This is a genomic window from Brucella sp. (genome assembly GCF_032066345.1).
Taxonomy (GTDB): Bacteria; Pseudomonadota; Alphaproteobacteria; order Rhizobiales; family Rhizobiaceae; genus Brucella; species Brucella pseudogrignonensis.
Genome location: NZ_DAMBKZ010000019.1, coordinates 1 through 21,526, shown reverse-complemented (window position 1 = coordinate 21,526; position 21,526 = coordinate 1). Strand labels below are relative to the sequence as shown.

The window sequence follows — 21,526 nt, the reverse complement described above, 5'->3', positions numbered from 1 at the left end:
AGGATCGATGGCAAAAGCAGCGACCCCGAAAACTACCGCCGCGGCCGAAGCGAAGCCAGCTGCGGCCAAGGCTCCAGCCAAGAAGGCTCCAGCCAAGACTGCTCCAGCTAAGGCGGCCGCCGCTAAGGCTGACGCAGCTCCTAAGGCAGCAACGACCGGTGCAGTAGGCAAGATCACTCAGGTCATCGGCGCTGTTGTCGACGTACAGTTCGAAGACGGTCAGCTCCCGCTGATCCTCAACGCTCTGGAAACCGACAACCTCGGCAACCGTCTGGTTCTTGAAGTTGCACAGCACCTGGGCGAAAACACCGTTCGCACGATTGCTATGGACTCGACCGAAGGTCTCGTCCGTGGTCACGAAGTACGCGACACAGGCAACCCGATCATGGTTCCGGTTGGCGAAGAAACGCTTGGCCGTATCATGAACGTTATTGGTGAGCCAGTTGACGAAGCAGGTCCGATCAAGACCACTGCACGTCGCGCGATTCACCAGGAAGCTCCTGAGTACATCGAACAGTCGACCGAAGCTGAAATCCTCGTAACGGGCATCAAGGTTGTTGACCTTCTCGCTCCTTACGCAAAGGGTGGTAAGATTGGTCTGTTCGGCGGTGCAGGCGTTGGCAAGACCGTTCTCATCATGGAACTGATCAACAACGTTGCTAAGGCGCACGGTGGTTACTCCGTATTCGCAGGCGTTGGTGAACGTACCCGTGAAGGTAACGACCTTTACCACGAAATGATCGAATCGGGCGTTAATAAGCTCGGTGGCGGTGAAGGCTCGAAGGCCGCACTTGTTTACGGTCAGATGAACGAGCCTCCGGGTGCGCGCGCTCGCGTTGCTCTGTCGGGTCTGACGGTTGCTGAAAACTTCCGTGACAAGGGCCAGGACGTTCTGTTCTTCGTGGACAACATCTTCCGCTTCACGCAGGCTGGTTCGGAACTTTCGGCACTTCTGGGCCGTATTCCTTCCGCTGTGGGTTATCAGCCAACGCTGGCAACCGACATGGGCGCGATGCAGGAACGCATCACCACGACGACCAAGGGTTCGATTACTTCGGTTCAGGCAATTTACGTTCCTGCCGACGATTTGACCGACCCTGCACCGGCAACGTCGTTCGCTCACTTGGATGCGACCACCACGCTGAACCGTTCGATCGCTGAAAAGGGTATTTACCCTGCTGTGGATCCTCTGGAATCCACTTCGCGTATGCTCGATCCAATGATCGTCGGTGAAGAACACTACAATGTTGCCCGTCAGGTTCAGTCGATCCTGCAGCGCTACAAGTCGCTTCAGGACATCATCGCCATCCTCGGCATGGACGAACTGTCGGAAGAAGATAAGCTGACCGTTGCGCGCGCTCGTAAGATCGAACGCTTCCTGTCGCAGCCGTTCTTCGTTGCTGAAGTGTTCACCGGTTCGCCAGGCAAGCTGGTTGACCTCGCCGACACCATCAAGGGCTTCAAGGGCCTTTGCGCAGGTGAATACGATCATCTTCCAGAACCAGCCTTCTACATGGTTGGATCGATTGAAGAAGCGATCGAAAAGGCGAAGAAGCTGGCTGCTGAAGCCGCTTAATGAATTGAGTTTTCGGCGGGCTCTCATGCCCGCCGAAAATGCCTGTTCATTTGTTTGAGTATGATCTTTTCCGGAAGCCGGTTTGCATTCGGGATCAAGCTCTAGAAATTTAAGTGAGAACCATGGCTCAAGCTTTCCAATTCGAACTCGTGTCGCCAGAACGCCTCCTGCTTTCCGCACAGGTGACGGAAGTCGTCATTCCGGGCAGTGAAGGCTACCTGACGGCTCTCGCAGGTCATTCGCCGCTGATGACGACGATCATGCCGGGTGTCGTTTCGGTGAAGCTGGGCGACGGCAAGTCTGACGCCTATGTGGTTTTTGGCGGCTTTGCCGACATTACCCCGCAGGGCTGCACCATTCTCGCGGAATCCGCCACGCATGTTGATGACGTCGATCCCGCTGATATTCAGAAGCGCATCGAAATTGCTCGCAAGCATCTTGAAGATGCTTCGACGAACGAACATCGCACGAAGGCAGAGATTTTCCTGCACCAGCTGATGACGCTGCAGGGTACGGTCCTTCCGGCCTGAAAAGGTTAGGCTTCGGCTACCCCAAGCGAATGTATAAGAAAGCGGGCTTCGGCCCGCTTTTCTTTTTTGAACTCTACTGTGAGCGGGAAATTATCGGTCAACTGGGCGACTGACCGTGCTTATACCATCACGCTTGCGTGAGTTTGGTATGATCGCTTGAAAACCGTGTGTTGGCCATTTATCTCATTAGTTAATTGTTAGGTCACTAATATAAGGCTTTCATTATGAGCAGAGCAGATCTCAGCGCGGAAATGATCGATGCCATGGCGAAGGTCAATCGTAGACTGCGGACACTATTTGATGCTCGGGTTAAAGAACGCGGCCTGACGCTGGCGCGTGCGCGCACCCTTCTCACATTGATTGAGCAGGAAGGCCTCTATCAGAAAGAACTAGCGGAAGTGCTCGAGATCGAGAACGCGACCATGGTTCGCCTGATCGACGGTCTGGAACGCCAGTCTTTTGTCGAACGTCAGGCGGTCGAAGGCGATCGTCGTGCCAAGCGTATTGTGATGACAGAAGAAGGCAAGTCTCTGGCAGAGCAGGTGGTGAAGCTTGCTGGCGATGTGCGTGCTGATCTGCTTGAAGGTGTTAGCGACGAAGAGCTAACTGTGGCTCTAAAAGTTATGCGCAAAATGTCCGACTCGATGAACAAAGCGCATTAACGCAGTTGTCGCTCTCAGTTTTGTGAATTGCCGTCACCTCTAAAGCTGAACTTTGCCATCATTCGAACATCAGCTAGCGCTTAATTTCATCCGTCAAATTTCAAGGCGGAGCGTTGGAGATGCGTTATTCGTCGCAGGCAGTTTTGGGCCTTTTGGCCATTCTTTCTATCGCTTCAGTTCAGACACTCGATATGAGTCACGGCTCCCGGCATTTTTATGCGAGAGCCGTAAATGATATCGGTACGGATGATGGTCTTATTTTCGATACAAGATCAACCACAACAGTGGACATGGACGCAGTGGCCCATGCGCGAAACGCCTTGGGCGCTGCCTGAGAACTATAGGCTTATGGTGCCAGCGTTCGCAGATAGGACATTAGCTCGCTAGCCGTGTCGCTCGCCCGGTCTGGTTCGCGGGAAATGATTGCTTCGATCAGCGTAGCATGGGCATTGGCAGAACCGGTGATGCCGGTTGATGGGCGTAGTCTGAACCAGAATCGACGGCTGTGGGTTTGCAGCGGTGCCGCAAGACGTGTGGCATAGGGATTACTGGCAGCTGAGCCGAGCACGATGTCGAAGGCCTTATCCGCATCTAAAAACAGCGAAACATCTTCTGACGGAATAGCCTCGCGCATTGCGTCGGCTGCCGCTTGTAAGCGTTCGTAGTCGCGCGGAGTGCCAAAGCGTGCGGCATCACGCGCCAAAACACGCTCGACACCTTCCCGGGCATCGAGCACTTTTGAGAAATCCTTGGGATCGATCTGCGTGATGGCGATGCCGGAACGCGGGCGGACTTCGACAAGCCCTTCCCAGGCGAGCCGTTGTATGGCTTCGCGGATCGGCGTGCGGCCCATTCCTGTCAGTTCAATCAATGTGCGCTCATTGACGACTGAGCCAGGTTCCAGTTCAAGCGTTACGATCGAGCGCTCCAGCAAACGATAAGCTTGCTCGGCAAGGCTTTCACTGCCCCAGCTATCTGTCAGCGCTGCGCTGCCTTTTGCAACTTTCTCGTGGACCCTTGCATGTTCCATGCAGATTGAAGCCTCATACTATGCGATTGACATCTTTTGACCCTACAGATATATCTCTGATATATCAATGATGGGCGGTGCGCCGTTAAAAAATAATAACAATGCAGGCGTTGTGCGAATATCATCGATAACGGGCTTTTTGCATGGTGTCATTCCAAAAAATGGATGGACAAAACCAGTGCAGCTGGCGTGAACTTACGTCAGCCTTATAAGCTAAGGCGAATATACAAGACCGGTCGGGAGCCGCGCATAAATGAAATTTGATCCCAGTAGGCAGCGCGACATCGTCATTATTGGTGGCGGCATTGTCGGCGTGGCTACGGCAGCACTTCTTGCCGAATCAGGGCGCGAAGTTCTTGTGATTGATCGAAGCGGGATTTGCGAAGAAACGAGTTCAGGGAATGCGGCGGCACTCGCCTTCTCCGACATACTGCCAATGGCTTCCAAAGGTGTTATGGGCAAGGTTCCGGGCTGGCTTATGGACCCGCTCGGACCTTTCACGATCCGCCCCTCTTACTTTCCAAAGATGATTCCTTGGCTTTATCGCTTCTGGCGCGCAAGCAGCGCGGAAGCTCTCGAGAAGACCACGGTTGCCCAGGGCAATATGATGCAGCTTGCGCAACGCGAGATGCTGGGACTGATCGATAGAGCGGGCTTACGCGACCGTTTGCAGGAAGATGGCAATCTGGAGCTTTATGAAAGTGAAGCCGAACTTGCTGCGTCGCAACCCGGTTGGGATGCAAAGGCAAAGGCCGGTATCGCTTATGAGCATGTGCGTGGAAGCCGCTTGAAGGAACTGCAGCCCGGGCTTGACCCTCGCTTTGTGGCTGGCACGTTTGTTCCGGGCTGGAAGAATGTCAGTGATCCGAAGCTCTTCGGTCAGGCTATCTGGGCATATGCTGAAAGCAAAGGTGCGCGTTTCCTTCATGCGAAAGTGAAACATGCCGCCAGCCAACATGGCGGTGCGACGGTTCATCTGGAGGACGGCACCGAGATAAGGGCTGCGCATCTGGTGCTGATGGCTGGAGCCTGGTCAAAGAATCTTGCGCAAGGATTTGGCGATGCAGTGCCGCTCGATACGGAGCGTGGCTATAACACGACGCTTCCGGTTGGCAGTTTTGATGTTAAGCGCCAGCTGACTTTCCCAGGCCATGGTTTTGTAATCACGCCGATGGCGACTGGCTTGCGTGTAGGTGGTGCGGTGGAGTTTGGTGGCCTTCAGTTGCCGCCCAATTATGCCCGTTCAGCTGCAATGCTGAAAAAGGCCTCCATGTTCCTGCCGGGATTGAAGATTGAGGGTGGGCGGCAATGGATGGGGTATCGACCGTCTATGCCAGACTCTATGCCCGTTATCGGTCGTGCCTCTGCAGGCGGAAATATCTATTACGGCTTCGGCCATGGCCATCTTGGCCTCACACAATCAGCGGCGACAGGCAGGATTATCTGTGACCTGATCACGGGTTCTGCGCCGGCTGTCGATATCGAACCTTTCAAGCCACAACGTTTTCGGAACTGACCATCATGGCAAGACATTCATTTTTCTGCGTCGACGGACATACCTGCGGCAATCCAGTGCGTCTGGTTGCTGGCGGTGGCCCGAACCTTGAAGGTTCGAACATGATGGAAAAGCGCGCACATTTCTTGCGTGAGTATGACTGGATCCGCACGGGTCTGATGTTCGAACCGCGTGGTCATGACATGATGTCCGGCTCCATTCTTTATCCACCGACACGTCCGGATTGCGATGTAGCTGTGTTGTTTATTGAAACATCCGGCTGTCTGCCAATGTGCGGTCATGGCACAATCGGCACTGTGACAATGGCTATCGAGCAAGGGCTTGTAACGCCAAAGACACCCGGAAAGCTCAACCTCGATACGCCTGCCGGTCTGGTGGCAATCGAATATGAGCAGAATGGTCAATATGTCGACCGCGTGCGGCTGACCAACGTTCCAGCCTTCCTTTATGCCGAAGGATTGGAAGTGGAATGCCCTGATCTCGGACCAATTAAAGTCGATGTTGCATATGGCGGAAACTTCTACGCAATCGTAGAGCCGCAAGAAAATTACAGCGACATGAAAGATTATTCCGCGCTGCAGCTAATTGCCTGGAGTCCGGTGCTTCGTCAACGCCTGAATGAGAAATATAAATTCCAGCATCCAGACCTTCCAGACATTAATCGTCTGACGCATATTCTCTGGACCGGCGAGCCGACACATCCTGAAGCTCATGCGCGCAATGCCGTTTTCTATGGCGACAAGGCAATCGACCGTTCGCCTTGTGGAACCGGCACTTCTGCCCGTATGGCGCAGCTTGCGGCCAAAGGAAAGCTGAAACCGGGTGATGATTTCGTGCATGAATCCATCATTGGTTCGCTGTTTCATGGCCGTGTTGAACGCGCCGTGGAGGTCGCTGGCGGCACCGGAATTATCCCTTCAATTGCCGGTTGGGCACGCATGACGGGCTACAATACGATCTTCATTGATGACCGTGATCCGTTTGCACACGGATTCACTGTTGCGTAAAACGGGTACGGTAGGCAAAAATAGGGAGACGCTCCCTATTTTTTGTCTGTGACGCGTTGGGGAAATTATGGAATAACGGGCCCGAATTAGGAGAAAAGTATATATACAGGGCCCTTTTTAGGGGACATAACTAGTTTGTGGAGGAATGAAGTCATTAGTCTTTTGTCTGAGACAAAAGGGGCTTGCATTCCTTTATACAGCCGTTAGGTGTAATTATCCGGGAATAAACAGAAGTCGCACGAAATAATGATGCGGCAATAATACCGGGTAGAGTTAAATGGGTGGCTTCTCGATGGAATATTTCTTCCAGCAGGTGATCAACGGGCTCGCGCTCGGATCGATCTATGGCCTGATCGCCATCGGCTATACGATGGTCTACGGCATTATCGGCATGATCAACTTTGCACATGGCGATGTCTTTATGCTCGGCGCCTTTATGGCGCTGATTGTTTTTCTAATCATCACAACATTCATCGGAGCGCTGCCAATTGCGCTCATGCTTCTGCTGATGATGGTTGTTGCAATGCTTCTGACGGGGCTCTGGAGCTGGACGATTGAGCGGGCTGCTTATCGGCCGCTGCGTGGATCGTTCCGTCTCGCGCCGCTGATCACAGCGATCGGTATGTCGATTGCATTGTCGAACTTCGTTCAGGTTACGCAGGGTCCGCGCAACAAGCCGGTGCCTCAGCTCCTGACTGGCTCCTACAATATCTTCGGAACCAACGTGACGATCTCGCTCAAGCAGATCGTGGTCATCGTGGTGACGGCGGTGCTGCTGACGATATTCTGGTATATCGTCAATCGAACATCGCTTGGTCGTGCGCAGCGTGCCTGCGAGCAGGACCGCAAGATGGCCGCGCTTCTTGGCATCAATGTCGACCGCGTTATTTCGCTGACCTTCGTGATGGGTGCCATGTTGGCGGCCGTTGCCGGTACGCTTTACCTCTCCTTCTACGGCGTTATTTCCTTTGCTGACGGGTTCATCCCTGGCGTCAAGGCGTTTACGGCGGCCGTTCTGGGTGGGATTGGCTCGCTGCCGGGTGCAGTGGTTGGTGGCTTGCTCATCGGTCTCATTGAAGCATTGTGGTCGGCTTATTTCTCGATCGATTACAAGGATGTTGCCGCGTTCTCGATCCTTGCCATCGTACTCATCTTCATGCCGTCCGGCATTCTTGGCCGTCCTGAAGTCGAAAAGGTGTAATCATGGCCGTACAAACAGGTTCACGCCCGGATTCCCTTTTTGCCCGGGCTATTCGTGAAGGGTTCATTGCCGGTCTTCTGGCTTTGGGACTTTTCATTCTGATCGTCGGTTTCAAGACCGATCAGAACATCAATAACGAGCTGGTGTTGCAGCAGCGCTGGGGGGCGCTGGCAATCCTGGTGGCTTTGGCGGCTTTTGGTCGCTTTGCCTTTATCGCGTTCCTGCAGCCCACGCTTGAGGCCCGCAAATTCGCAAAAGCAAGCCGCCCTGTGGTGGCTGCTGAAGCGCCGTCTTTCTTCCGCGCTCATTTCTCAAAAATTGGTGTGGTGTTTCTTTTCGTCTACCCGGTTCTGATCGTTACCATGCTTGGTTGGCAGGGATCGTTGAAGTGGGTCGACAATTTCGGCGTCCAGATCCTCATCTATGTGATGCTGGCCTGGGGCCTTAATATCGTGGTTGGCCTCGCTGGCCTTCTCGATCTCGGCTATGTCGCTTTCTACGCTGTGGGTGCATATTCCTACGCGCTTCTTTCGGCTTATTTCGGTTTGTCCTTCTGGATGCTGCTGCCGATTGCAGGCATTCTGGCTGCGACCTGGGGTGTTATTCTCGGCTTCCCGGTCTTGCGTCTGCGTGGTGACTATCTCGCCATCGTGACGCTGGCTTTTGGTGAAATTATCCGACTTGTCCTTATCAACTGGACGGATCTCACTAAGGGTACGTTCGGTATTTCCGGTATCGCCAAGGCAACCTTCTTCGGTCTGCCTTTCAATGCCAGCAAAGACGGCTTTGCCGCCTATTTCGGCCTGACATTCTCGGCTGCTCACTACAAGTTCTTCCTCTATTATGTGATCCTCATACTCGCGCTGATTACGGCTCTCGTTACGATCCGTTTGCGCCGTATGCCTGTGGGTCGCGCATGGGAAGCGCTGCGCGAAGATGAAATCGCCTGCCGTTCACTCGGCATCAATACCACCACAACCAAGCTCACCGCTTTTGCGACGGGTGCGATGTTCGGTGGTTTTGCGGGTTCCTTCTTCGCTGCCCGTCAAGGTTTCGTCAGCCCGGAATCCTTCGTGTTCCTTGAATCCGCAGTCATTCTCGCCATCGTCGTTCTTGGCGGTATGGGGTCGCTCGTCGGTATTGCGATTGCTGCAATCGTTATGATCGGCGGCACGGAAATCCTGCGTGAAATGGGCTTCCTGAAAGCTATTTTCGGCGCCAACTTCACACCTGAACTCTACCGTATGCTGATCTTCGGTCTTGCCATGGTGGTCGTCATGGTCTGGAAACCGCGCGGATTTGTCGGAAGCCGAGAACCGAGCGCGTTCCTCAATCAGAAGAAGTTGGTGTCGGGTGCCTTTACCAAGGAAGGGCACGGCTGATGGCGGAGACAAAAATTATGGCTGGCAATGGTTCGAAAGACACCATTCTTACAGTTGAGCATCTGTCGATGCGCTTTGGTGGTCTCGTCGCGATCAATGATCTGAGCTTCGATGTGAAGCGCGGCGACATCACAGCCATCATCGGTCCTAACGGTGCGGGCAAGACGACGGTCTTTAACTGCATCACCGGCTTCTACAAGCCAACAGGCGGTATGCTGACCATGAACCGGAATACGGGCGAAAAGTTCCTTTTGGAACGCCTGCCCGATTTCAAGATTACGCAGGATGCCCGCGTTGCACGTACGTTCCAGAACATTCGTCTGTTCTCGGGGCTGACCGTGCTGGAAAACCTGCTTGTCGCACAGCACAACGTGCTGATGCGTTCGTCAGGTTACACGATCCTCGGTCTTCTGGGTCTGCCGGGCTATAAGAAAGCCGCCAAGGCAGCGGTCGAAAAAGCGCGCCACTGGCTTGAGAAGATCAATCTCATTGATCGTGCGGACGACCCGGCTGGCGATCTGCCTTATGGCGATCAACGCCGTCTGGAAATTGCGCGCGCCATGTGCACTGAGCCAGAAATTCTCTGCCTCGATGAGCCGGCCGCGGGTCTTAACCCTCGTGAATCGGCAGAGCTCAACAAGCTGCTGCTCGATATTCGCAAGGAAACCGGCACGTCGATCCTGTTGATCGAACACGATATGTCAGTGGTTATGGAAATTTCCGACCATGTGATCGTGCTTGAATACGGCACAAAGATCTCTGACGGCTCACCGGAAGCAGTGCGCAACGATCCGCGCGTTATCGCCGCCTATCTCGGCGTTGATGACGATGAGATCGCAGAATTGATCGAGGAAGCGGACAAGCCGGGCACTGGCGATCCTGCAGACTTTATCGCAACTCAGCTTGCTGTAGAGGCAATCGAGGAAGAAAAGGCTGAAGAGGCCGTTCGTTTTGCAGGCGGATTGGCTGCAGCGCGTGATGGCAAGCCTGATAATCTGACGCTCATCAAGGGCATCGGTGAAGTCAACGAGAAGAAGCTCAACGAGCACGGCATCTATCATTTTGATCAGATTGCCGCCTGGACTGAAGCTGACATCGTTCAGGCTGAAACCTATCTGGAATTCGACGGTCGCATTGCCCGCGAAGACTGGGTGGGGCAGGCAGTACAACTTGCTTCTGGTCAGGCAACCGAGTTTTCAACCCGTGTTGAAGCCGGTGATGTCCCTACGAGCCATAAGACTGCTCCCGCAAAGGCAGCCAGAGCCCCTAAAGGCACGAAGAGCGCCAAAGCTCCGGCAAAGCCCAAGAAGGGAGCTGAATAATGACGGCTGACACTATGCAACCAAAGCAACCGCTTCTGGCCGTCGAAAAGGTCGAGACCTATTACGGCAACATCCGCGCACTCAAGGGCATCGACCTGACAGTCAACGAGGGTGAAATCGTAGCGCTGATCGGCGCCAACGGTGCTGGCAAGTCCACACTCATGATGACCATCTTCGGTTCGCCGCGCGCTCGTACAGGCCGCATTCTTTTCGGCGGCAAGGACATTACGTCAATGCCGCCGCATGAGATTGCGAAGCTACGAATTGCACAATCGCCGGAAGGTCGCCGCATTTTCCCGCGCATGACAGTGCTTGAAAACCTGCAGATGGGTGCGAGCCTCGATCATCAGCAATATTTCGAGGAAGATGTTGCTCTGATGTTCGAACTCTTCCCGCGTCTGAAGGAGCGTATCAATCAGCGTGGCGGCACACTTTCGGGTGGTGAACAGCAGATGCTGGCGATTGCGCGCGCGCTGATGGCCCGTCCGAAGCTCCTGCTTCTTGACGAGCCGTCACTGGGTCTTGCTCCTCTGATCGTCAAGCAGATCTTCGAGGCTATCAAGGAACTCAACCGCACGCAGGGTCTCACAGTGTTTCTCGTCGAGCAGAATGCTTTCGGTGCGCTGAAGCTTGCTGATCGCGGCTATGTTATGGTCAATGGATCAATCACAATGAGCGGCGCTGGCCGCGAACTGCTGGCTGACCCGGAAGTGCGTGCCGCCTATCTCGAAGGCGGAAGGCATTAAGGAGAAAAATCATGCAGGGAATTCTCTACGAAGAACCGTCATTCTGGCTGTTTTTTCTCATCACCTGCCTTCTGGGTGGCTGGGCTGCCTGGATGACAGGCCGTGCCTGCGCACAGACATGGCGGACCTATCCGCAGCTTTTGCTCTATCTGATCCCTTTGGGCGCAGCCGTGCGGTTTATCCACTATGCGCTGTTTGAGGGCACGCTGCTTTCGCTGCACTACTATCTGGTTGATGTGATCGTGCTGATGGTCATCGGTACGATCGGCTATCGTTATACGCGCACCAAACAAATGGTGCGCCAGTATAACTGGCTCTATGAAAAAGCTTCACCACTTAGCTGGAAGGCAAAATAATTCGAAGCTTCGCCGTGAGAGCATGTCCCCCAGAAGTGGAAACCGGTTTTGGGGGACGGCTTAAAAACAATAATTCAGAGCATTTTCTCTGATAAAATAGAAAACTCAAAATGCTCTGGCGGCGGAGCTTTTTTAAAAAGATCACGCTGAAAAACAGGTTCAGCGTAGATATTGCTGGCAAATCAGCAAGATAATAAAGCGATGCAAAAACATCGTTCGGGGTAACTATAATCGGGAGTTCAAGTAATGAAGAAATCGCTTTTCTCAGGCGTTGCTCTTGCAGCGGTGATGGCTTTCAGTGGCTCGGCTTGGGCAGATGTACTTTTGGGCATCGGCGCACCGCTGACTGGTCCAAACGCTGTGTATGGCGCGCAGATCCAGAAGGGTGCGGAAGCAGCCATCAAGGAAATCAATGATGCTGGTGGCATCAACGGCGAAAAGATCTCGATTACGCTCGGTGACGACGTGTCGGATCCAAAGCAGGGTATTTCGGTTGCAAACAAGTTTGCCGCTGATGGCGTGAAATACGTGATCGGCCACTTCAACTCCGGTGTTTCGATCCCGGCGTCTGAAGTCTATGCCGAAAACGGTATTCTCGAAATTTCGCCAGCAGCGACCAACCCGGTCTATACCGAGCGCGACCTGTGGAACACGTTCCGTACCTGCGGCCGTGACGATCAGCAGGGCATCGTTGCCGGTCAGTATATCTTCGACAACTTCAAGGACGCGAAGATTGCTGTGATCCACGATAAGACCCCTTATGGTCAGGGTCTTGCAGATGAAACCAAGAAGAAGCTCAACGAGCTCGGCGCCAAGGAAGCCCTTTATGAAGGCGTGAACGTCGGTGAGAAGGACTTCTCTGCACTCATCGCCAAGATGAAGCAGGCAGGCGTCACCGTCGTTTATTGGGGTGGTCTGCATCCGGAAGCGGGTCTCATCATTCGTCAGATGGCTGATCAGGGTCTGAAGGCTCAGTTCATTTCGGGTGACGGTATCGTTTCCAACGAGCTGGCTTCGATTGCAGGTCCAGCTGTTGAAGGCACGTTGAACACATTTGGCCCAGATCCACGCAACAACCCAGCCAATGCTGATCTCGTCAAGAAGTTCCGCGACGCAGGCTTTGAACCAGAAGCCTACACGCTCTACTCCTATGCGGCTGTTCAGTCTCTGGCAGGTGCTGCAAAGGCAGCTGGCAGCAACGACCCACAGGAAATTGCTAAGGCGTTGAAGGAAAAAGGTCCGTTCCCAACTGTGCTTGGTGATCTTTCCTATGATGCCAAGGGCGACCCGAAACTCCCAGGTTACGTAATGTATAAGTGGGAAAAGGGTGCAGACGGGAAATATAATTACATTCAGCAGTAAGTCTCTGTCTGTATTATTACGTCTCTAAGAAAAGTGCCCGGCTATATGCCGGGCATTTTTATTTTACGAAAACTTTAAATTCATGACATCATGCGGAAAAAGCATCAAATTTAGATATTAATGAGGATGGACAATACTGATCAAAGCCATTTTACCTAATGCAACGACATTGTTTGGCGTAAAGCACGGTTGGCAATTCGTTCCCTGGAGGAGGGGCGAGGGTGTCGGGAAGCGTTGGGTGCGTGGATTGTCAATTCATAGCATCAGGCCTGTCTCTCGCACGGGGTAAGAAAAACTCTCTTCCAGTGGAATTGGCGGCTCCGGAATTCAGTCCGGAGATCGTGGTTCAATGGGAGAATTGAAATGAAAAAGTCCTTATTCTGTGGTGTGTGCCTTTCCGCTCTGGTTGCGATGGGCGGCGTGTCGTTTGCTGATGTGCTACTTGGCGTTGGTGCACCATTGACCGGTGGTCAGGCGGCTTATGGCGACCAGATCAAGCGCGGCGTTGAAGCGGCTGTGGCAGAAGCCAATGCCAAGGGCGGCATGAACGGCGAGCAGATCACGATCGTTTATGGCGATGATGCTGCCGATCCACGTCAGGGGATTTCGGTTGCCAATAAGTTCGTCGGTGACGGCGTGCAATTCGTGATCGGCCATTTCAATTCGGGCGTCAGCATTCCAACCTCCGATATTTACGCTGAAAACGGCGTGTTGATGATTGCGCCGGGCACGACCAACCCAACCTTCACTGAACGCGAATTGTGGAACACCTTCCGTACCTGCCGTCGTGATGATCAGCAGGGCATCGTTGCGGGCAAATACATTGCCGATACCTACAAGGACGGCAAAGTCGCGATCCTGCATGACAAGACCCCTTACGGTCAGGGTCTTGCAGATGAAACCAAGAAGTCGCTCAATGCCAATGGCAAGGAAGAGACGCTGTATGAAGGCGTTAATCAGGGCGATAAGGATTTCTCAGCGCTGATTTCCAAGATGAAAGCTGCAGGCATTACTGCCGTCTATTGGGGCGGGATGCATCCGGAAGCAGGCCTTATCATTCGTCAGATGGCCGATCAGGGTCTGAAGGCACAGTTCATCTCCGGTGACGGCATTGTTTCCAACGAGCTGGCTTCGATTGCTGGCGATGCGGTTGCGGGTGTTCTGAATACGTTCGGCCCGGATCCGCGTGACGATGCAGCCAATGCTGATCTGATCAAGGCGTTCCGCGACAAGGGTTTTGAGCCGGAAGCCTATACCTTCTACGCCTATGCAGGTGTGCAGTCGCTGGTTGATGCAGCCAATGCTGCCGGAAACAACGATCCGCAGTCGGTTGCCGAAGCCATGAAGGCCAAGGGTCCGTTCAAGACGGTGCTCGGTGACGTCTCTTATGATGCAAAGGGTGATCCAAGCCTTTCACCTTATGTCATGTTCGAATGGCGCAAGGGCGACGATGGAAAATATAACTACTTCCAGAAGAAATAAGACTGAAAGAGGCAGACTCACTTTTCAAAGTGAGTTCTGAACAATGTTCAATTGGCTGAATGTACTATTTAGCCAGTAATACTGTGCAGATTGCCTCATATATTAGCAAAATTTGCTTCAAATTTTGGCAGGATGCCCGACTTTTGGTCGGGCATTTTGTTTTTGTATCGCAGTTGCACAGTTTGTTTGCGCTTGCTTAGATTGCAGGCTAATCAAAGCCATACCGATCATTGCAGTGTGGGAGTTCTGCCTTGTCCATCCGTAAAATTCTGGTCGCCAACCGTTCCGAAATCGCTATCCGCGTGTTCCGTGCAGCCAATGAGCTTGGCATAAAAACGGTGGCCATATGGGCAGAGGAAGATAAACTCTCACTGCATCGCTTTAAAGCAGATGAAAGCTATCAGGTCGGTCGTGGACCGCATCTCGCGCGTGATCTCGGACCGATTGAAAGCTATCTGTCGATTGATGAAGTCATCCGCGTTGCCAAGCTTTCAGGTGCTGATGCCATTCATCCGGGCTATGGCCTTTTGTCGGAAAGCCCCGAATTTGCCGATGCTTGTGCTGAGAACGGCATCATTTTCATCGGCCCAAAGCCAGAAACCATGCGCCGTCTCGGTAACAAGGTAGCTGCGCGTAATCTCGCAATTGAGATTGGCGTTCCGGTTGTGCCTGCGACCGATCCGCTGCCGGACGATATAGCGGAAGTGAAGAAGCTCGCGGCCAAAATCGGCTATCCGTTGATGCTGAAAGCATCATGGGGTGGCGGTGGTCGCGGTATGCGCGCCATTCGTGCCGAGGAAGATCTTGATCGTGAAGTGACGGAAGCCAAGCGCGAAGCCAAAGCAGCTTTCGGCAAGGATGAAGTCTATCTCGAAAAGCTCGTCGAGCGTGCGCGTCACGTTGAAGTGCAGATTCTGGGCGATACGCATGGCAATGCGGTTCATCTTTATGAGCGCGATTGCTCGATCCAGCGCCGTAACCAGAAGGTTGTGGAGCGTGCGCCAGCACCTTACCTGAATGATGCGCAGCGTCAGGAACTGGCAGGCTATGGCCTGAAGATCGCCCATGCCACCGATTATATTGGTGCGGGTACGGTCGAGTTCCTTATGGATGCCGATACCGGTGCGTTTTACTTCATCGAAGTTAATCCGCGCATTCAGGTGGAGCATACTGTCACGGAAGAAGTGACGGGTATCGATATCGTCAAGGCGCAGATTCATATTCTGGAAGGCTATGCTATCGGAACGCCGGAATCAGGGGTGCCGGAGCAGAAGGATATTCGCCTGAACGGTCATGCGCTGCAGTGCCGTATCACCACCGAAGACCCTGAGCAGAATTTCGTCCCGGATTATGGACGCATTCAGGCCTATCGCTCGGCTTCGGGCTTTGGCATTCGTCTCGACGGTGGCACTGCCTATTCGGGCGCGGTCATCACACGCTATTATGATCCACTGTTGGTGAAGGTCACGGCGTCCGGTTCGACGCCGATTGAAGCCATCCGTCGTATGGACCGCGCATTGCGCGAGTTCCGTATTCGCGGTGTCGCGACGAACCTGACCTTCGTTGAAGCGATCATCAATCATCCGCGTTTTCAGTCGAATGACTATACGACGCGCTTCATCGATACGACGCCTGAGCTTTTCACGCATATGAAGCGTCAGGATCGTGCGACCAAGCTTCTGACCTATGTGGCTGATGTTACCGTCAATGGTCATCCGGAAACCAAGGGCCGTGCTGAGCCATCGCAGGATGCGGCGAAGCCAATTGTGCCGTGGTTTGGTGATCGTCCGGTGGTCGATGGCACCAAACAGTTGCTGGACAAGCTTGGACCGCAGAAGTTTGCCGAATGGATGCGCAATGAGAAGCGCGTTCTGTTGACCGATACGACCATGCGTGATGGCCACCAGTCATTGCTGGCAACCCGCGTGCGTACCTATGATATTGCGCGTGTGGCCAATGCCTATGCGCAGGCGCTGCCGAACCTCTTCTCGCTTGAATGCTGGGGCGGTGCGACCTTTGATGTGTCGATGCGCTTTTTGACGGAAGATCCGTGGGAACGTCTGGCAATGGTGCGCGAAGGCGCGCCAAACATCCTGCTGCAAATGCTGCTGCGCGGTGCGAATGGCGTTGGCTACAAGTCCTACCCGGACAATGTGGTGAAGTATTTCGTGCGTGAAGCAGCGCGCGGCGGCATGGACCTGTTCCGCGTGTTCGACAGCCTCAACTGGGTTGAGAACATGCGCGTATCGATGGATGCGGTGCTGGAAGAGAACAAGCTTTGTGAAGCGGCCATTTGCTATACGGGCGATATTCTCAATCCGGAACGCGCCAAATACGACCTTAAATATTATGTCGATCTGGCCAAGCAGGTTGAAAAGGCTGGTGCGCATATCATCGCTCTCAAGGATATGGCGGGTCTGTTGAAGCCTGCGGCGGCACGCGTGCTATTTAAGGCACTACGCGAAGAAACCGATCTGCCGATCCACTTCCACACCCATGATACGTCGGGCATTTCGGCAGCAACGGTGCTTGCAGCGGTTGATGCCGGTGTCGATGCGGTTGATGCGGCAATGGATGCCTTCTCCGGCAATACATCGCAGCCATGCCTTGGTTCGATTGTCGAGGCGCTGCATGGTTCGGAACGTGATCCGGGTCTGGACACGGAAACGATCCGCCGCATTTCCTTCTATTGGGAAGCAGTGCGCAATCAGTATGCGGCCTTTGAAAGCGATCTTAAGGGACCGGCTTCGGAAGTGTACTTGCATGAAATGCCGGGCGGTCAGTTCACGAACCTGAAAGAGCAGGCCCGTTCGCTGGGTCTTGAAACCCGCTGGCATGAAGTGGCACAGGCCTATGCCGATGTGAACCGCATGTTTGGCGATATCGTCAAGGTCACGCCGTCCTCTAAGGTGGTGGGTGACATGGCGCTAATGATGGTCTCTCAGGACCTGACCGTTGCCGATGTTGAAAACCCGGACAAGGACATTGCCTTCCCGGATTCGGTTGTGTCGATGATGCGCGGCGATCTCGGTCAGCCGCCATCGGGCTGGCCTGCATCGTTGCAGAAGAAAGTGCTGAAAGACGAAAAGCCTTTCACGGTACGTCCCGGTTCGCTGCTTCCAGCCGCTGACCTTGAAGCCGAGCGCAAGTCGATTGAGGAAACGCTTGGTCGCGAGATCACGGATCAGGAATTTGCTTCCTACCTGATGTATCCAAAGGTCTTCACCGACTATGCGGCGGCACAGGAAAACTATGGTCCGACCAGTGTTCTGCCAACTCCGGTTTACTTCTATGGCTTGAAGCCGGAAGAAGAAGTTTTCGTTGACCTCGAACGCGGCAAGACGCTTGTGATCGTCAATCAGGCGATGTCAGAGACCGACGAGAAGGGTATGGTCACTGTGTTCTTCGAGCTCAATGGTCAGCCGCGCCGCGTGAAGGTGCCAAACCGTGCCAAGGGCGCGTCGGGTGGCGTAAAGCGCAAAGCGGAACTGGGCAATGACAAGCATGTCGGCGCGCCGATGCCGGGTGTTGTGTCCACGGTTGCTGTCGCACAAGGCCAGAACGTGAAGGCAGGTGATGTGCTGCTTTCCATTGAAGCCATGAAAATGGAAACGGCTCTGCGTGCAGAACGCGATGGCTCGATTGCCGAAGTGCTTGTGCGCCCCGGCGAACAGATCGACGCAAAGGATTTGCTTGTCGTTTACGCCGACTGATCCAGCTTTCACATCATAGAATGATTGACGCCGTCCCCTGTAAAGGGTGCGGCGTTTTCTTTTGCTTGCATGGTCATAAAAATCTGCTATGCACGTTTCTACCGATTCATGCATGTTTGTGCATGGTAACAGGAACGATCGATGACAGAGCTATTACTGGACGAAAGACAGGCGCGCATTCGAGCACTGCTTGAGCAGTCCGGACGCGTATTGGCGAGCGAGCTTGCGGGGTCATTCGGAGTTTCGGAAGACACGATCCGCCGTGACCTCCGCGAGATGGCGGCGGCGGGGCTTTGCAAGCGCGTCTATGGCGGTGCTTTGAAGGCAGCTCCTTCTTACGCGCCGCTCGCAGAGCGCGATACGGAAAGACCGGAGGCCAAGACGACTCTTGCCGCCGCGCTGGCTGCTCTCATTGAGCCGAACATGACGGTGTTTCTGGATTCCTCCTCAACCAATCTGGCGCTTGCGCGTCTTTTGGCTGATCGGGGTGATGTGATCACCGTTGTCACCAACACGCCCTCCATTGCTGCTATTGTTCTGCAGTCAGACAAGATCGACGTCGTGATGATCGGTGGCCCTATTGATCGTCGCGTGAGTGCGGCGGTTGGTGCGCGCGCTTTGCGCGATGCGGAACTGGTGCGGCCTGATCTTTGTATGCTTGGTGTCTGCGGCTTTTCAGCGGAAACGGGCATCACAGCGCTTCATCTGGAAGATGCAGAATTCAAGCGGGTTATTGCCGGGCGCAGCCGCAAGGTGGTTCTGGCAATCACCAGTGACAAGCTCGGCACAGTTGCTGCGCACGATGTCATACCCATTGAGGCGGTCAATGTTATGGCTGTCGAGCAGGATGCGAATGAAGATGTGCTTGCGCCCTATCGGGCATCGGGCATGACGATTATACACGCCGTAGAAGGGCGTGACTGAGGACATGATGGAACAGACGGCCGGACGAAACGATGCGCTGAATGACCGTGCGCCAATTGTAACCAGAGAGCGTATCGCTGTGGCGCTGCTCTTTCTGATGAATGGTTATATCTTTGGCGGCTGGGCGCCGAAAATTCCCGAATTTGCAGGGCGTCTCGGGCTCGATACCAGTGGCATGGGATTGATGATCCTCGTCTTCGGTGTCGGCTCTCTGTCGATGATGCCGGTGGCCGGTGCATTGTCCGCACATCGCGGTTCGGGCGCCGTCGTCAAGCTGTTTGCAATCGGACTTATCCCCGCTTTGCTGATTATTGCGCTTGTGCCGAATATCGTCACAGCTGTGATTGTCATGTTCTATTTTGGCGGCATGATAGGTGCGATGGATGTCGCAATGAACGCCAATGCGGTCGCCGTTGAGAAGAACATGCGCCGGGCTATCATGTCGTCCTGTCATGCTTTCTGGAGCCTTGGCGGACTGATTGGTGCCGCGACCGGTGGCTTTCTCATCGCGCATGTCGGCTCGACTATTCATGCGCTGATTGCGACCGTTGTGGCAGCAGGATTGCTGATTTTTGCATGGCCTTCGATTGTCGCGGACAAGTTTCATCATCCAAGCGGCGAGAAGCAGAAGCTGGTGCTGCCGCGCAATGCGCTGCCATGGCTTGTCGGCATTATCGCATTGTTCTCGATGATCCCGGAGGGCGCGATACTTGATTGGGGCGCATATTATCTGCGCGATGAAATGGGTGCGTCAGTTACGGTCGCTGGTTTTGGCTTCGCAGCTTTCTCCATGACCATGGCGATCATGCGCTTTGCAGGCGATATTGTCCGCGACCGTTTCGGCGCGATCAACACGCTGCGCTTCTGCACATCGATTGCTATTATCGGCATGGTGATTGTCGGCCTGTCGAGCCACCCTTACGCGGTGATCTTTGGCTTTGCCATTTGCGGTATCGGCATTTCCAACATGGTGCCGATAGCCTTCTCGATTGGCGGCAATCTGCCAGGCATCAATCCAAGTGTTGGCCTGTCGATTGCCACCACCATGGGCTATTCCGGAATGCTGGTTGCGCCTTCGCTGATCGGCTTTGTCGCCAAGCATAGCGGCTTCAGCGTCGTGTTCCTGTCATTGCCTGTGCTGTTGTTAGTCGTGCTCGCTTTCTCAGGACTGGCAAAATATGCGGATAGTTCGCATTAAAGCATTTCCAGCAAAAGTGCGTAGCGGTTTTGCGTAGGATAATGCGTGGAAAAAATACATCGAGCGATTATTGCTCGATGTTTATTCAGCGGTCCAGCCGCCCTCGACCGGGAGGGCGGCACCATTGATCTGCGCTGCGGCATCCGTTGCAAGGAAGGCCGCAAGCGCACCGATCTGAGCAGTGGTCACGAATTCCTTCGTCGGCTGTTTATCGAGCATGACTTCGCGGATTACTGTTTCGCGATCCATGTTATGAGCTTTCATCTGATCGGGTATCTGCGCTTCGACAAGCGGGGTCAGCACATAGCCGGGGCAGATGGAATTGGCCGTGATCCTGGCAAGGGCAAGTTCAAGTGCCAGCGTTTTTGTGAAGCCGACAATGCCGTGCTTTGCTGCCACATAGGCCGACTTGAATGGCGAAGCGACAAGTCCATGCGCTGATGCGATGTTAATGATCCGGCCCCAGCCAGCTTTTTTCATATGTGGTATTGCAGCCGCTGACGTGTGGAACGCCGAGGTCAGGTTGATTGCAATGATCCGATCCCATTGCTCGGTCGGAAACTTTTCGACCGGTGCCACATGCTGGATGCCGGCATTGTTGACGAGGATATCGGCACTGCCCAAGGCTTCCACGCTCTTTTCAATCAGCGCGCGGCAGTCATCAGCTTTGGACATATCGGCGCTGACATAGATCACGCTTACGCCATGTTCTGCGGCGATTGTTTTTGCCAAATCGTGGTCTTCGCTACGGTCCGTGAAGGAGTTGATCACAACATTGTGCCCAGAACCCGCAAGCGCGTGGGCAATGCCAAGTCCGATGCCTGAATTGGAACCGGTGATAATCGCGGTTTTGCGGGCATTCGCATTTGGCATTTTTTATCTCCTCCTCTGGAATCATCCCATAATGAGGAGGCGACAAGGCGTCGGCAAGTGATTATATAACAACAAAGCGAGGCGGTCAGGCGTTGACAATTGCGCCTTGCTACGCCACCTGAAAGCAGGCCCGTACCAAGAGCAGTTCCCGATGCGTGAAATATGGTTTCCATCGGCAATTGCGGCAGGACAAAAGAACAGAGCACAATGTCTTCCGAGACCGTCAGCTATTTTTCGCATCCATTTCCCCGTCGCCAATCCGTTGGCGTGAGCGTTGGCGGAGTTATCGTTGGCGGCAGTGAACCTGTTGTTGTCCAGTCGATGACCAATACCGATACGGCTGATATCGATGGCACTGTAGCGCAGGTTGCAGCTTTGCATCGCGCGGGTTCCGAGATTGTGCGCATCACGGTGGATCGTGATGAATCCGCTGCTGCCGTTCCAAAAATTCGTGAGCGTCTTGAACGCCTCGGCATGAATGTGCCGCTGGTCGGAGACTTCCATTATATCGGCCACAAGCTGCTCGCTGATCATCCGGCCTGTGCGGAAGCGCTCGCAAAATATCGCATCAATCCAGGCAATGTCGGCTTCAAGGACAAGAAAGACAAGCAGTTCGCCGATATCGTTGAAATGGCGATCCGTTATG

General features: G+C 54.0%; 19 protein-coding genes. 17 read left to right on the top strand and 2 right to left on the bottom strand.

Annotated elements, in window-relative coordinates:
• The first annotated feature begins 7 nt into the window (after positions 1-7).
• The 4 genes from atpD to RT142_RS19335 all read left to right on the top strand — a co-directional run bounded on the left by atpD (position 8) and on the right by RT142_RS19335 (position 3,103).
• The gene (gene atpD / locus RT142_RS19350; protein WP_007876816.1) at positions 8-1,576 is read left to right on the top strand and encodes a F0F1 ATP synthase subunit beta; all 1,569 of its coding nucleotides are present in this window, start codon (positions 8-10) and stop codon (positions 1,574-1,576) included.
• 122 nt (positions 1,577-1,698) lie between these two features.
• Positions 1,699-2,106, top strand: coding sequence for a F0F1 ATP synthase subunit epsilon (locus RT142_RS19345; protein ID WP_007876815.1), 408 nt, complete (start codon positions 1,699-1,701; stop codon positions 2,104-2,106).
• 224 nt (positions 2,107-2,330) lie between these two features.
• On the top strand, positions 2,331-2,768 hold the full coding sequence (locus tag RT142_RS19340; RefSeq protein WP_007876813.1) for a MarR family winged helix-turn-helix transcriptional regulator: 438 nt from the start codon (positions 2,331-2,333) through the stop codon (positions 2,766-2,768).
• Between the two features lie 119 nt (positions 2,769-2,887).
• The gene (locus tag RT142_RS19335; RefSeq protein WP_007876811.1) at positions 2,888-3,103 is read left to right on the top strand and encodes a hypothetical protein; all 216 of its coding nucleotides are present in this window, start codon (positions 2,888-2,890) and stop codon (positions 3,101-3,103) included.
• Positions 3,104-3,114: 11 nt separating this feature from the next.
• Here the strand turns inward: RT142_RS19335 and RT142_RS19330 are convergent, their stop codons facing one another.
• Positions 3,115-3,798 (bottom strand): GntR family transcriptional regulator, encoded by a 684-nt coding sequence (locus RT142_RS19330; RefSeq protein WP_007876810.1) that lies wholly within the window; start codon positions 3,796-3,798, stop codon positions 3,115-3,117.
• A gap of 253 nt (positions 3,799-4,051) precedes the next feature.
• On the opposite strand from RT142_RS19330, the gene RT142_RS19325 reads away from it, so the two are divergent.
• The 12 genes from RT142_RS19325 to RT142_RS19270 all read left to right on the top strand — a co-directional run bounded on the left by RT142_RS19325 (position 4,052) and on the right by RT142_RS19270 (position 20,007).
• A complete protein-coding gene (locus RT142_RS19325) occupies positions 4,052-5,314 on the top strand; it encodes an FAD-binding oxidoreductase (RefSeq protein WP_313030806.1) in 1,263 nt (420 codons plus the stop codon).
• A 5-nt stretch (positions 5,315-5,319) separates the two neighbouring features.
• A complete protein-coding gene (locus tag RT142_RS19320) occupies positions 5,320-6,321 on the top strand; it encodes a 4-hydroxyproline epimerase (protein WP_105518947.1) in 1,002 nt (333 codons plus the stop codon).
• 292 nt (positions 6,322-6,613) lie between these two features.
• On the top strand, positions 6,614-7,522 hold the full coding sequence (locus tag RT142_RS19315; protein ID WP_007876804.1) for a branched-chain amino acid ABC transporter permease: 909 nt from the start codon (positions 6,614-6,616) through the stop codon (positions 7,520-7,522).
• Positions 7,523-7,524: 2 nt separating this feature from the next.
• Entirely contained in the window at positions 7,525-8,904 is a 1,380-nt protein-coding gene (livM, locus tag RT142_RS19310; RefSeq protein ID WP_007876803.1) for a high-affinity branched-chain amino acid ABC transporter permease LivM, read from the top strand.
• 17 nt (positions 8,905-8,921) lie between these two features.
• The gene (locus RT142_RS19305; protein WP_313030880.1) at positions 8,922-10,226 is read left to right on the top strand and encodes an ATP-binding cassette domain-containing protein; all 1,305 of its coding nucleotides are present in this window, start codon (positions 8,922-8,924) and stop codon (positions 10,224-10,226) included.
• Positions 10,226-10,972 (top strand): ABC transporter ATP-binding protein, encoded by a 747-nt coding sequence (locus RT142_RS19300; RefSeq protein WP_313030801.1) that lies wholly within the window; start codon positions 10,226-10,228, stop codon positions 10,970-10,972. Before RT142_RS19305 ends, RT142_RS19300 begins: the two co-directional genes overlap by 1 nt.
• Before the next feature lie 11 nt (positions 10,973-10,983).
• On the top strand, positions 10,984-11,328 hold the full coding sequence (locus RT142_RS19295; RefSeq protein WP_007876800.1) for a DUF6867 family protein: 345 nt from the start codon (positions 10,984-10,986) through the stop codon (positions 11,326-11,328).
• Positions 11,329-11,574: 246 nt separating this feature from the next.
• A complete protein-coding gene (locus RT142_RS19290) occupies positions 11,575-12,690 on the top strand; it encodes a branched-chain amino acid ABC transporter substrate-binding protein (protein WP_007876799.1) in 1,116 nt (371 codons plus the stop codon).
• A gap of 363 nt (positions 12,691-13,053) precedes the next feature.
• The gene (locus RT142_RS19285; protein WP_112808188.1) at positions 13,054-14,172 is read left to right on the top strand and encodes a branched-chain amino acid ABC transporter substrate-binding protein; all 1,119 of its coding nucleotides are present in this window, start codon (positions 13,054-13,056) and stop codon (positions 14,170-14,172) included.
• 251 nt (positions 14,173-14,423) lie between these two features.
• Positions 14,424-17,885, top strand: coding sequence for a pyruvate carboxylase (gene pyc, locus RT142_RS19280; protein ID WP_207442001.1), 3,462 nt, complete (start codon positions 14,424-14,426; stop codon positions 17,883-17,885).
• Positions 17,886-18,026: 141 nt separating this feature from the next.
• Positions 18,027-18,809, top strand: coding sequence for a DeoR/GlpR family DNA-binding transcription regulator (locus tag RT142_RS19275; protein WP_079212303.1), 783 nt, complete (start codon positions 18,027-18,029; stop codon positions 18,807-18,809).
• Between the two features lie 7 nt (positions 18,810-18,816).
• Positions 18,817-20,007 carry an MFS transporter gene (locus RT142_RS19270; RefSeq protein WP_112808184.1) on the top strand — a complete coding sequence of 397 codons (1,191 nt, stop codon included), beginning with the start codon at positions 18,817-18,819 and terminating at the stop codon, positions 20,005-20,007.
• 81 nt (positions 20,008-20,088) lie between these two features.
• Here RT142_RS19270 and RT142_RS19265 read toward each other — a convergent pair whose 3' ends face one another.
• On the bottom strand, positions 20,089-20,880 hold the full coding sequence (locus RT142_RS19265) for a 3-hydroxybutyrate dehydrogenase (protein ID WP_313030798.1): 792 nt from the start codon (positions 20,878-20,880) through the stop codon (positions 20,089-20,091).
• 207 nt (positions 20,881-21,087) lie between these two features.
• On the opposite strand from RT142_RS19265, the gene RT142_RS19260 reads away from it, so the two are divergent.
• A partial coding sequence (locus tag RT142_RS19260) for a flavodoxin-dependent (E)-4-hydroxy-3-methylbut-2-enyl-diphosphate synthase (RefSeq protein ID WP_313030796.1) occupies positions 21,088-21,526 on the top strand: 439 nt, incomplete at its 3' end.